The sequence below is a fragment of the bacterium genome (assembly GCA_026708055.1).
GTDB lineage: Bacteria > Actinomycetota > Acidimicrobiia > Acidimicrobiales > CATQHL01 > VXNF01.
In genome coordinates, this window is record JAPOVS010000023.1 from 35,539 (window position 1) to 47,288 (window position 11,750).

The 11,750-nt window shown below is 70.2% G+C and carries 11 protein-coding genes; 2 read left to right on the forward strand and 9 right to left on the reverse strand.

Annotation, left to right across the window (positions count from 1 at the left end):
* The first annotated feature begins 6 nt into the window (after positions 1 to 6).
* Both OXG55_03945 and OXG55_03950 read left to right on the forward strand, forming a co-directional pair.
* The gene (locus tag OXG55_03945) at positions 7 to 1,248 is read left to right on the forward strand and encodes a malate dehydrogenase (protein ID MCY4102406.1); all 1,242 of its coding nucleotides are present in this window, start codon (positions 7 to 9) and stop codon (positions 1,246 to 1,248) included.
* Positions 1,248 to 2,282 (forward strand): alcohol dehydrogenase catalytic domain-containing protein, encoded by a 1,035-nt coding sequence (locus OXG55_03950; GenBank protein MCY4102407.1) that lies wholly within the window; start codon positions 1,248 to 1,250, stop codon positions 2,280 to 2,282. Before OXG55_03945 ends, OXG55_03950 begins: the two co-directional genes overlap by 1 nt.
* Positions 2,283 to 2,422: 140 nt before the next feature.
* Here the strand turns inward: OXG55_03950 and OXG55_03955 are convergent, their stop codons facing one another.
* The 9 genes from OXG55_03955 to OXG55_03995 form a co-directional block, all read right to left on the reverse strand.
* Entirely contained in the window at positions 2,423 to 3,634 is a 1,212-nt protein-coding gene (locus OXG55_03955; GenBank protein ID MCY4102408.1) for a hypothetical protein, read from the reverse strand.
* A complete protein-coding gene (locus OXG55_03960) occupies positions 3,631 to 4,251 on the reverse strand; it encodes a hypothetical protein (protein MCY4102409.1) in 621 nt (206 codons plus the stop codon). The genes OXG55_03955 and OXG55_03960 overlap by 4 nt, the downstream gene beginning before the upstream one ends.
* A gap of 119 nt (positions 4,252 to 4,370) precedes the next feature.
* A complete protein-coding gene (locus tag OXG55_03965; protein MCY4102410.1) occupies positions 4,371 to 5,390 on the reverse strand; it encodes a peptidyl-prolyl cis-trans isomerase in 1,020 nt (339 codons plus the stop codon).
* Positions 5,387 to 6,040, reverse strand: coding sequence for a hypothetical protein (locus OXG55_03970; protein MCY4102411.1), 654 nt, complete (start codon positions 6,038 to 6,040; stop codon positions 5,387 to 5,389). The genes OXG55_03965 and OXG55_03970 overlap by 4 nt, the downstream gene beginning before the upstream one ends.
* Positions 6,037 to 8,076, reverse strand: a complete 2,040-nt coding sequence (locus tag OXG55_03975) for a Gldg family protein (protein MCY4102412.1) — start codon at positions 8,074 to 8,076, stop codon at positions 6,037 to 6,039. The genes OXG55_03970 and OXG55_03975 overlap by 4 nt, the downstream gene beginning before the upstream one ends.
* Positions 8,073 to 9,056 (reverse strand): ABC transporter ATP-binding protein, encoded by a 984-nt coding sequence (locus tag OXG55_03980; protein ID MCY4102413.1) that lies wholly within the window; start codon positions 9,054 to 9,056, stop codon positions 8,073 to 8,075. The genes OXG55_03975 and OXG55_03980 overlap by 4 nt, the downstream gene beginning before the upstream one ends.
* A gap of 58 nt (positions 9,057 to 9,114) precedes the next feature.
* The gene (locus tag OXG55_03985) at positions 9,115 to 9,783 is read right to left on the reverse strand and encodes an ABC transporter ATP-binding protein (GenBank protein MCY4102414.1); all 669 of its coding nucleotides are present in this window, start codon (positions 9,781 to 9,783) and stop codon (positions 9,115 to 9,117) included.
* Positions 9,784 to 9,796: 13 nt separating this feature from the next.
* Positions 9,797 to 10,660, reverse strand: coding sequence for an ABC transporter ATP-binding protein (locus tag OXG55_03990; GenBank protein MCY4102415.1), 864 nt, complete (start codon positions 10,658 to 10,660; stop codon positions 9,797 to 9,799).
* A complete protein-coding gene (locus OXG55_03995) occupies positions 10,657 to 11,748 on the reverse strand; it encodes a branched-chain amino acid ABC transporter permease (protein MCY4102416.1) in 1,092 nt (363 codons plus the stop codon). Before OXG55_03995 ends, OXG55_03990 begins: the two co-directional genes overlap by 4 nt.
* Positions 11,749 to 11,750: the final 2 nt, after the last annotated feature.

The window sequence follows — 11,750 nt, forward strand, 5'->3', positions numbered from 1 at the left end:
CCGGACATGAGGGTCGTCGGCGTCAGGGACGTCGAGCAGAACGCAGGGGGAGAACTCCGCGTCACCGTCGGCGACGTCGTCACCCCGCTGGCACGGGACCGCGCCCGCGAGTTGAACGTCCGCTTCATCGTCACACCCAATTCAGGGGCCAGCCCGGACTACATCGGCACCCCCGGCGCCGCCTTCGAGGAGCCCGCTCCGAACGGCAGGCAGGCGACCAACGACCCGCCTGCCGGAGCCCTCTACCGGCGAGGCGCCCCGGTCGTGAACGCCGATCAGGACCCCCGGTCGGTCGTCTCGGGGGCGCACCGGGGCCCCGGCGGGCGCCTGACCGTCGTGGGCGCCGGACACGTGGGCGTCACGACCGCCATGCGCCTCGCCGAGTCCGACCTGTTCGGCGAGATCGTGATGGTCGACACCGTGCCGGGACTGGCTGAGGGCCTGGCACTGGACCTCACCCACAGCGCCGGCCTGCAACGCTTCGGGACGACGCTGCGGGGGACCAACGACCCGGCGGACGCCGCCGGTGCCGACTACGTGGTCGTGACCGCGGGTCGACCCCGGCAACCCGGCATGTCCCGCAGCGACCTGATCCGGGTGAACGCCGAGATCATCAGCGCGGTCTCCACCGACATCGGGCGGCACTCGCCCGACGCCGCGGTGCTGGTCGTCACCAATCCGTTGGACGAGATGACCGCCCTGGCCCAGCGGGAGACCGGCTTCGGTCCCGAGCGCGTTCTGGGCATGGCCGGAGTGCTGGACGCCGCCCGCTTCTGCGCGCTCGTCGCCCTCGCCACGGGCGGGCGTGCCGAGGAGGTCTCGGCACTGGCCCTCGGCAGCCACGGCAACGAGATGGTGATACCCCTCAGCCAGGCCCGCGTCGGTGGCCGGCGGATCGCCTCGGTCCTCGACGAGGCAACCCTTGAGCGGATCGTTGAGCGCACCCGAGACTCGGGCGCCGAGGTGGTCGGGCTGCTGAAGACGGGCAGCGCCTACTACGCCCCCGCGGCCTCGGTGGCCCGGATGATCGGCGCCATGGTCCAGGGCAGCGACGAGGTGCTCGGTGCCTGCGTCCAGGCGGACGGAACCTTCGGCATCAGCGGCACCTACCTCGGCCTTCCGGTCCGCCTGGACTCCGGCGGGGTCGCCGAGATCGTGAGCCTCGACCTCAGCGCCGCCGAACTCTCCGAGCTCCGCGTGGCCGCGCAAAGGATCGAAGAACGGTTCAGTGAACTGGCAGGCGCCTGATGCGCGCCGTCGTCTTCGATTCCCCCGGCAGGGTCGCCCTCGCCGACGTCCCGGAGCCTCGCATCGAGAACCACACCGATGCCCTCGTGGACATCAGGGTCAGCGCCATCTGCGGAACCGACCTGCATGCGCTGCATGGGCTTCCCGGCATCCCGCCCGGCACGGTGCTGGGTCACGAGTTCGTCGGCGAGATCGTCGCCGTCGGCTCGGCGGTGCAGGACCGCAAGGTCGGGGAGCTGGTCAACGCCAGTGACTTCACGGCCTGCGGCCGCTGCTGGTGGTGCCGCCAGGGCGATCACTGGGAGTGCGAGGAGCGCAGCTTCTTCGGCTTCGGGTCGGTCTTCGGCGCGCCCCTGCCGGGGGCGCAGTCGGAGATCATCCGCGTGCCCCACGCCGACTCGGTGCTCTGCCCGGTGCCCGAGCACTGCACCGCTGAGGCCGCCGTGTTCGTGGGCGACACGCTGGCCTGCGGTTTCGCAGCCGCTGAGCGCGGCGGGCTGGTGCCGGGCGAGACCGTGGCCATCGTGGGCGGGGGCACCGTCGGGCAGATGGCCAGCCTGGCCTGCCAGATCATCGGCGCGGCGACCGTCGTCGTCACCGACCGGCTCCCGGCGCGCCTGCAGGTGGCGGTCGACAACGGAGCGATCCCCGCCTCGCCCGAAGAGGCCGAGGGGATCATCGCCGAACTGACCGACGGGCGCGGCGCGGACGTGGCCATCGACGCCGTCGGCGGCCCGGCGCCGCTGGAAGCCGCCTGCGACCTCGTGCGGCGTCGCGGCAGGATCGTCTCGGTGGGCGCCCACTTCGATGCGACGTTCCCCTACCCGATCGCCAGGGCGTTCGCCGACGAGCTGACGCTCACCTGCGCCATCGGGGACTCCATCAGGCTGCGCGACCGGATCTTCCCGCTGCTGTCGGCCGGGGTGCTCGACCCGACCGCCATCGTGACGGGCACGGTCTCCCTGGCCGGGGTGCCCGAGGCGTATCAGCGCATGGCCGCCCACGAGGAGCTGAAGGTGCTGATCCGCCCCTGAGGGCACCCTTCTCGGCGAGCCGGCGAGCCACCGGAGTTTGCCGAGTAGTCGCTCCACGGCGCTGGCCAACCCGCTGGACAGTGGATTCCGGCTTCCGCCGGAATGACGATCGTGGCCGAGCGCAGCGTCGCGGGCGGGCGCTACGGGGTGAGGCTGCCGATCGACTCGCTCAAGACGTGCGCGTACTTCAGGATCGTCACGCACACGACGATCAGGACGCCGCCCACGCCGATCGTGACGAGGCTGACCCGCGGCACCGTCAGCAGCCGGGCGCGTCCGGCGGCCTGCCGAGGCTGCTCAGGCGCCGCCGCGGCGCCGCGCCTGCCGCGCACGGCGGCCCATCTGTCATGGCTCTTGGCACGACCCACAGTCCCGCCGGCCGACCGGCGGGCGGCGCGGCTGAGCGGTATGAGCAGCAGCGTCATGACCGAGTACATGGCGATCTTGAGGTACAGGGCGATGGTGTAGGGCTGCGCGTACGGGAGCGTGAACAGGGCGCGCGCCTGGTCGGCCGACAGGGGCGGCGGGTACGCCACCGAGAAGTTGAGGTTCAGGATGCCGGTCAGCCACATGGCGAAGGTCACCGCGATCGCCGCCCGCACCAGCCGGTTCACGTTCCGCTCCAGGAAGTCGTTGGCGCGCACGGAGAACCACTTCGCCCGGTTCGGGGAGCTGATGCACACCAGCGCCAACGCCACGGCGAACCACAGCACGCCGAAGATCGAGTGAACCGTCAGCAGGATCACCTCGCCCGGATTCGCCGACGGAAGCTCGCTGACCTCGCCGAACTCGGCCGCACTCAGCAGGGTCTGCACATCGGTCACGTTCATGACCAGTTCGGCGTGGCCGAGAGCTGTCGGCACCTCACTGGTGGCTTCGTCGATGGGATCGAAGGCGTTCACGACGACGGTCCAACGACCCGGCGCGGGAACGATCACGGTGCCCTTGTAGACGCCGGCCGGCTCGGCGTCCGGGTAGTTGAGATACGGGTAGCTGAACGAGTAGACGGCCGTGCCCCGACGGCCGGTGCTGTCGGCCAGGCCGGCGAGAACGACGTAATCCAGAACGACCGGTTCGTTCGTGTCGGGGTCGAGCAGGCGCACGATCATCGGCAGGAAGTTCGGCGACAGCGCCTCGTAGCCCACGGGATCCTCTTCCACCACGACCGTGACCGGACCGCGCGGTTCGTAGTAGAGGTCGATACGACCATCGACGTCATTGTCGTCGGACTGGGCTGCGACACTGCCGGAGACGCCGGCGGCGAGCAGGATCAGCAGCACCGAACCGGCGAGGAGCCGGAGCCTCCTGCGGACCGCCTTGGGGGTGCGCGTCCCGTCGATCAACGACCTCATCGGCTGTCCCGATCTCCCGCCGGATCGCCGCCGGTTGTCGGCGCGCCCGCATCGTCGCTGGCCGGGACGTCCTCGGCCTCCACCTCGTCGTCCAGTGCGAGCCGGCGGCGGCGCAGCACGACGAGCAGGGCGACGACCGCCGCGCAGATCGGCAGGACGGTCGCCAGGATGGTCGTCGCCGCCGATCCCCCGCCCGCCGACGCCACGACCCGGCCGGCTGCGTCGATCTCCAGCGTCTTGCGGTGCGACGACTCGATTGCCGGGAGCGAGGAGGCGCCCTGGTGGGTGGTCACCAGGATCTCCCAGCGTCCGGGGCCCAACGGGAGCGTGGCCGAGTAGACGGCGAACTCCGACTCCTGCAACTCGACGGGTCCCACCCGGTCGCCGCCCCCGGTGGCCGTGACCCGCGCACCGAAGCCGGACACCGACTCGCCGGATTCCCGCTCGATGAGCCGCACCGTCACCAGGACGCCGCCCGGTGAGTCCTGGAAGTCCACCGTCGACGCCCACAACTGGACCTCGCCGGTGAAGTGGTGCGCCAAGACCGTCGGGGCGAGCAGGGCGGACGACGCCAGCAGCCCACCGACCAGCGCCATGAAGCTGGCGAAGCGGACCACCCGGGGGGCCCAGCGTCGGGGCCGCCGGCACCGCTGCAGCCTGGATTCCGGCCTACGCCGGAATGACGAGAAGGAACCGCGCTGCATGAGGGAGCCGCCCCGCACCATCCAGCCTCCGGCTAGGCCGGCACCCGGTCCGGACCGTCGTCCTGGTCCCGGTCGTCCCTGTCATCGCCCCCCTGCCTCGATGAGCGCACAGTTCCCGACTGCGCGTTCCAGCGTCCGTAGAACTCATCGACCTCGACGTCCGCCTCCGTCACCCGCTGCTGGAACCAGTCGTCGAAGAGCCGCTGCCGCTCCTGGTCGGCCAGGACCGCCAGGATCTCGAGCCTCGCCACGTCGTAGGGCGTCTCGCCGATCGCCTCCCGTGTCTCCACGAAGAACAGCAACCAGCCGATGGAGGCCTGGATCGCCTCGCTGACCTCTCCGGGAGCCAGCGAGCCGATCGCCTCCAGGATGTCGGGCGGCAGCGGGCTGGTGGAGGTGACGACGCCCATGCTGCCCGACTCGAGCGCGCCGAGCGTCTCTGCGGTCCCGAGGAACGACGCTCCCTGCTGAGTGGCGCTCCGCAGTTGTTCGGCGGCGGCGAGCGAACCGAGGAACGCGGTGTGCACCGTCGCCGACCAGCCGGACTCGTAGCGGTACGACTCCTGCTCGTATATCCGCCGCACCTCGTCCTCCGCGACGGCGACCTCCGGGAAGAGCGCCACGGCGACACGCCGGGAGATGTCCCCCGCTCGCTCGGCCACGCGCAGGTCGTCGGCGGTCACGTTGGAACGGGCGAAGTCCTCCGGCGAGACGGACTCGAGGGCCATCTCGAGCTCGGGATCGATCTCCACCTCGAGATCGAACTCCCCTGCGACGACCTCCAGCATCGTGAGCCGGATCAGATAGTTGAGGACGAACCGCAGCGCCACCGGCCGCTCGAGCGGCGGGATCGTCGAGCCCGTCCGCCCACTGGTGGCGGGCGCCGCCAGGTAGCGATCGGTCAGGGCGTCGACCTCGACCGCCAGTATCTCCCGCCCGTCGACGACCGCGGCGACCTCCGGCGGAGCGGTCTGCTCCTCTCCGCCGCAGGAGGCGGCCGGCAGCGCCAGCGCGACGACCGTCGCCAGGAGAAGGCACAGCACGCGCCTCATCGGCCTTCGTGCTCCAGCACCTGAGCGAGCCACGGGTTGAGCTCACCCTCCTCCATGGTCACGAGCTGCAGCTCGTTGAGCGCCGCCGCGAAACGCGGGTCGATGCCGCGGTCGATCTTCTCACCGAGCGCGACCGACTCCAGGCTGTCCAGCACCTTCGGAATGACGACATAGACGTGCGGATCACCGTCGAGCCGCGCATAGTGACCGCCGCCACTGAACGTCTCGGCGCCGAAGCTGACCCGCCAGCGGTCCCCGGCCGGCGTGTGCACGCTGACCCCGAGCACCGAGTCGCGCAGCCCGAACGCCGGGTCATCGCCGTCGACCGACAGCCGGCGGTAGGCGAGCAGCGGGAAGAGCACTCGCTCCACGTCGAACATCAGCGACTGGATGACCGGATCGGCATCAGCCGTGGCCCAGCGCCCCGGGCCGGCCCGGGTCACCTCCACGGTGCGACCCTCGAACTCGACGGCGACGCTGTCGACCTGCTCGGACCTGAGCGGCACGACCTCCCAGACCGTCTGGGACTCCTCCGAGAGCTGTGCCTGGAGTTCCCGGTACTCGGCGGCCCGGTCCACGTCGGCACAGCTGATCGCTGCCAGTGCCAGCGCGGGCGCCGCGATGCACAGCCGCCGGACCCTGCGACTCATCCTGTGCGCGACCTCCGCAGCGTGAGCAGCAGCAGGGCGAATGCCGCCACCGCCGGGAACACGATCGCGTTCCGGATGTACCGCCCGCGGTCGTCCTCGGTCAGGACCAAGCGCGGCACACCCCGTACTGGGCGCATGGCGCTGATGAGGTCGTCCTGCCGGGCGACCCACGAGACGAGTCGAGCGGAGAACTCGCCGTTGCCGAGCCGGTCGAAGTAGCCGTTGGCGGCGACCTCGACGGTGCCGACCACCCCGATGCGGGTCCGGGCGATCTCGCGATCGCCGACCTCCCCCTCGACACTGCTCCAGTCGGTGATGAGGCCGAGCACGAACGGGCCCTGGGTCCCGTCATCCAGCGAACTCCAGGAACTCGATGTCACGAGCGGCGAGATCCACGCCTGATCCTCGAACGCCAACCCGACGAGCGCGGACTCGACCGGCTGCGCGGCCACGAGCAGCAGCGGAATGTTGTCGCGTGTCAGCGAGACCGTCACCGGGCTGGCGCTGGGATACCGGTACGCGACGATCGACCCCGGGTCGTCCTTGAGCGAACTCCGGTCCGACACGGTCCCCTGGCGGACCGCCACCCCCCACGGGCGGAGCAGTTCGTTGAGCTGAGCGGTGGCGCGTGCGCCGGCGGAGTCGGCGAAGACGACGAGGCGCCCGTTGGCATCGGCGTGGCGCCGGAGCAGCTCGACCTCCTCGGGCAGGAACTCCACGCGAGCGCCGCCGATCACCACCACCGTGCAGGTCGCGAGCCGCTCGACCCCCCCGACAGCTCCCAGCGCCAGCGGCTCCACCGTGAACCCCAACTGGCGGAGTTCCTCGGCGAACTGCAGGAATCCTCCCGGCAGGATGTCCTTGATGTCACGCTCGCCGTGGCCGACGGTGAAGCAGGCCACCGGCGGGTCGATCCGGGCGAGCCGCTGCAGCGCGCTCGTCACCTCGATCTCCAGGATGTCGTCCACGAGCTCCCGCCGCCCGTCCATCTCCACCATCATCTGCCCGTAGGTCCTGGCCCCGACCGCCTTGGTGAGGGCGGGTTGGGCGTCGGGGTCGATGAACTCCAGCCTGATGTTGTCGTTCTCCAGCTGGTAGCGCCGGATCAGGGAACGCATCTCGACCTGCTGCGCCGAGCCCGGCTCCACGAACCCGTAGATGGTCGTGGGCGCGGTGACCGCGTTCAGCACGAAGCGCGAGTGGTCGGTGAGGGTGAACCGCTTCTCCGGGGTCAGGTCCACCTGTCCCTTGGCCACGATCGAGGCACCACCGACGCCGGCGGTCACGATCAGACCCAGCAGAACCCCCGCGAAGCGACCGCGGACCGCGCCCTCGAAGGACCGCGGGCGCGGCTCGGCCAGCCACAGCACGGCAAGGCTCAACCCGAGGCACATGCCGGCCACGAAGTAGAGCCCGTCGCCGAGATCCAGCAGGCCGCGCCCGCTGTTGGCGATGTGGTTGGTCGGCGCCAGAAAGGAGATGACGCTGTCGAACCGTCCGCCCAGCCAGCCGGGCACGAAGTCCAGCACCCAGAGGGCGATCAGGACGCCGAACCCCACGAACGCGGCCGTCGCCGGCGACCGGGAGCGGGCCGAGACGGCCAGGGCTATGGCGTTGAACATCAGCAGGATCATCAGGAGGCCGATGTACCCCGCCCCGCTCTTGCCGATCTCGACGTCGACCTCCCTGTTCAAGAGCCAGACGTAGAGCCAGACGATGCTGACGATCAGCCAGGTCAGGAGCGTGTTGGCGACGAACTTCGAGATCACCAGCCACCAGCGGGACGTGGGCCAGGACAGGGTGATGTCCAGGGCGCCGGTGCGGCGCTCCTCCGCGAAGGAGCGCATCGCCACGATCGGCGCGAGGACCACGAGGGTCGTCTCGATGTTGGAGTAGTAGCCCTCGAGGTCGGCGATCCCGCGACTGAAGAGGAGGACGACGAAGAAGATCCCCGAGAAGACGATGTAGCCGGTCACCATCGCCCAGGTGACCGGCGAGACGAGGAGTGCTCTCAGCTCATTGCGCAGGCTCGTCATCCCGGGACCACCGCGACCTGGGGCGCGTCGGAGGGGCTGAGTCCGGCCCGCTCGAATGCGGCGCCGATGAGATCGGTCAGAGGCTCGAGGTGCGCCACGGACCATCCCTCGGTGATCGCGGCCTGCACGAGGTCACTCACCGATCGGGGATCCTCGGCATCGATCACCAGGTTGTTGCTGGTTCCACTCCCGGCCTGATAGACGATCGACGCCCCGACGGAGGCGACTTGGCGGCTGAGTTCGTCCAGGGTCGGTCCCAGCACGCCGATCCGCCAGCGCCGCGCCACCCGGCCGCTCAGTTCGGCGCCGATCAGGGAGCCGTCGTAGACGAGCAGGCCCTCGGAGACCACCAGCACGCGGTCGCAGAGGACCCGAGCCTCGGGAATCATGTGGGTGGAGAGCAGGATGGTGTGCGCGGAGGCGTACGCCGCCAGGACGTCGCGGAAGTCCCAGATGTGCAGCGGATCGATGCCGGCCAAAGGCTCGTCGAGGACCAGCACCGGCGGCTTGCCGACCAGAGCCTGCGCCAGACCCACCCTCTGGCGGTAGCCCTTGGAGAGGTTCCCGACCAGCCGCTTGGCGACCGGCTTGAGATCCAGCTGGTCCAGCGCCAGCTCCACGGCGTCGGCACGGTCGGCCCGCGGCACCTTCTTCATGTGCGCCGCGTACTCCAGATAGGCCGTCACGCGGAGCTCGTTGGGGAATGCGGCCCGCTCGGGGAGGTAGCCGATCTTCGACCGGGCGAGTTGCGGGTCGAGGCGGCAATTCACCCCGCCGACGGCGATGTCCCCCTCGTTCCAGTCGATGAGACCGCTGATGCAGCGGATGATCGTCGACTTGCCCGCCCCGTTCGGGCCCAGTAGGGCCGTGATGCCCTTGCCGAGTTGGAACGAGACGTTCCGGACGGCGGGTCTATTGCCGTACAGCTTGGTCAGGTTGCTGACCGTGACATCGGACCCGTTGGCCGCCGGCACCTCCACGATCGTTCACCGCGCGCCGCTGGCGTCGGTCTGCGGCGCCGGTCCGACCGTGCGAGCGCTAGGCATCACCGCTCGTGGACACCGTGAGCGAGACGATCCGACCCTTTTCGATGACGCAGACCCGGTCAGCGGCGGAGGTGGCCTCCTCAGACCGTTCGTCGACCACGACGATGCCGATCCCCTCGGTGGCCAACGCGTGCAGCACCCGGTACAGCTCGGCCACGATGAGCGGGGCCAGACCCATGGAGGGCTCATCGATGAGGAGCATCTTGGGTGCGGAGATCAGAGCCCGGCCGATGGCGAGCATCTGCTGCTCGCCGCCGCTGAGCGATCCGGCCTCCTGGGCGGTGCGCTCCCGCAGGATCGGGAACAGCGCATAGATCCTCTCCAGCTGCTGCTCGACGACCTCGGGCGGGGTCCGGGCCGCGCCGGCCAGGAGATTCTCCCGCACGCTCAGGCCGGCGAAGATCCGGCGACCCTCGGGCGCCAGGGCCATGCCCCGCTCGACGCGCAGGTGCGGCGGCTCGTGAGTGACCCGGGCGCCGTCGAAGACGACCCTTCCCGCAGTCGGGGAAACGACGCCGATGATGGACTTCAGCAGCGTCGACTTGCCCGCGCCGTTGGGGCCCACGATCGCCAGCACCTCGCCCTGCTCGACGGACAGGTCGATGTCGAACAGCACCGGCAGGCGCCCGTAGCCCGCCCGCAGGCTCTCGATCTCGAGCATCGCCGGTGACTCCCTACTGCTCGCCCAGATAGTGCTCTTGCGCCGCCTTGGAGTTCCGCACCTCTTCGGGCGTGCCCTCGGCGATCACCTGGCCCTCGGCGAGGGCGTAGACGATCCCGCAGTGATCGAAGACGATCCGCACGAAGTGCTCGATGAGGCAGACGGCGAACCCGAGGTCGGACTGCAGGCGCGTCACCAGGCGGAGCAGATCGCTCGCCTCGTTCGAGTCCATCCCGGCGCTGGGTTCGTCCAGCAGGAGCAGCCGCGGCCGGCTCATGATGCTCCGGCCGATCTCGGCGCGCCGCTGCCCGCCGAAGGAGAGCACGCCGGCGCGGACGTCCAGAACCTTCTCAAGATCGATCAACCGGGCGACGGCCCGGGTCAACTCGGCGGCCTGGCGCTGATCGCGGCGCGGCTTGGGCAACTGGAAGACCGACGCGAAGACGCCGCCGCCGATGCTCAGGAAGGCGCCGGTGATGAGGTTCTCGAAGACGGTGAGATTGGGGTCGATGTGATTGGCCTGGAACGTCCGGCACATCCCCAGCCGCGCCCGATTCCACGGGTTCAGGTCGGTGATGTCCTGGCCGAACGCCCGCACCCGTCCCGAGTCCGGGACGGTGAACCCGTTGATGACGTCGAAGAGCGTCGACTTGCCCGATCCGTTCGGCCCGATCAGCCCGACGATGGTCCCGGCGGGGATCCGCAGCGACGCACCCTGCAGGGCCCGGACGCCGCCGAAGGAGACATGGATGTCCTCAGCCTCCAGGACCATGCCCTCGGTGACCGGCGGCGGCAGGGCCGCCTCGACCACCTCGAGGGCGGCCAGTTGCCCCTCTTCCCAGGACTCCTGGCCGTTGTGGGCAGGGTTGGCAGTCATGCCGGCTCCTCGGACTCCGCCGGCTCGAGCGGCGCTGCGGGCTCCTCCTCGGTGCCCGCGGCCTTGCGCAAGCGAGCCACGTCACGGCGCTGCTGGAGCATGTCGAGCAGCGTGCCGGCCATACCGCGCGGTCCGAGCAGGGTTCCACCGATCAGCCCGGCGCCGCCCAGCAGGTACACCGACAGCCGGTGGCTCTCCAGGGCCGCGGGCAGGATCTGGAAGGCGACCGCCACGCTGGCCAACCCGACGATCGTCTGCGTGCCGGCAACGACCGGGATCGCCAGCAGGAACAGCGACTGGAAGAGGATGTACTGGGTCAGCGCGGGAGGCGATTCGAGGAAGGGCGCCGTGAAGGCCCCGGCGACCCCGATCAGGAACCCGCCGAAGGCGAATGCGATCACGCGGTAGCGCCACGGTGAGATCCCCACGGCGGCCGCGGCCTGCCTGTCGGTCCGCACGAGATGGATGGCGCGCCCGTGCCGGGAGCGCCGGAGAGCATGCAGCAACAGTCCCGAGACGACCATCACGCCGAATGCGAGGTAGAAGTACCGCATGTCGGTGTTGAAATGGAACCCGAACACCTTCGGGCGAGGGACGCGCACGTCCGCGCCGGCCCCGCCGGTGACCCACGTATAGGTGAACAGCGTGCGTTCCAAGGTGACCTGCAGGCCCATGGTCAGCACCATGACGTAGATCCCCGAGAACCGGGCCGTGGGAATCGCCACCAGCGCCGACAGCACGGTGGCGCAGGCCACCCCGCCGATCATCGCCGGGATGAACGGCCAGGGCGCCGAGCCCGCCAAGCCCTCCCGCAGCAGGTACCCCGTCATGTAGACGGAGGTTCCCAGGAGCGCCGCACCGGCGAGGGTGACCTGACCCGCCCAGCCGATGATGACGGCGAGGCCCATGACGGTGATCGCCATCAGGAAGCCGGCGGTGGAGAGGAAGACCCAGTACTCCCTGACGAAATGCGGGACGATCCCGATGGCGAGCGCCAGCACCAGCACGCCCGCGAGTTGGGGCGAGGGTTGGAAGCCGGACAGCGAGCCCGGAAGCCGCGGCGGTGTCCTGACGGAATTCAGCGACACGG

What these genes read in the sequence shown, in the direction of transcription:
- OXG55_03945 (MCY4102406.1), top strand. Translation starts at nt 7, where the DNA reads ATGAGGGTCGTCGGCGTCAGGGACGTCGAGCAGAACGCAGGGGGAGAA.
- OXG55_03950 (MCY4102407.1), top strand. Translation starts at nt 1,248, where the DNA reads ATGCGCGCCGTCGTCTTCGATTCCCCCGGCAGGGTCGCCCTCGCCGAC.
- OXG55_03955 (MCY4102408.1), bottom strand. Translation starts at nt 3,634, where the DNA reads ATGAGGTCGTTGATCGACGGGACGCGCACCCCCAAGGCGGTCCGCAGG.
- OXG55_03965 (MCY4102410.1), bottom strand. Translation starts at nt 5,390, where the DNA reads ATGAGGCGCGTGCTGTGCCTTCTCCTGGCGACGGTCGTCGCGCTGGCG.
- OXG55_03970 (MCY4102411.1), bottom strand. Translation starts at nt 6,040, where the DNA reads ATGAGTCGCAGGGTCCGGCGGCTGTGCATCGCGGCGCCCGCGCTGGCA.
- OXG55_03975 (MCY4102412.1), bottom strand. Translation starts at nt 8,076, where the DNA reads ATGACGAGCCTGCGCAATGAGCTGAGAGCACTCCTCGTCTCGCCGGTC.
- OXG55_03985 (MCY4102414.1), bottom strand. Translation starts at nt 9,783, where the DNA reads ATGCTCGAGATCGAGAGCCTGCGGGCGGGCTACGGGCGCCTGCCGGTG.
- OXG55_03990 (MCY4102415.1), bottom strand. Translation starts at nt 10,660, where the DNA reads ATGACTGCCAACCCTGCCCACAACGGCCAGGAGTCCTGGGAAGAGGGG.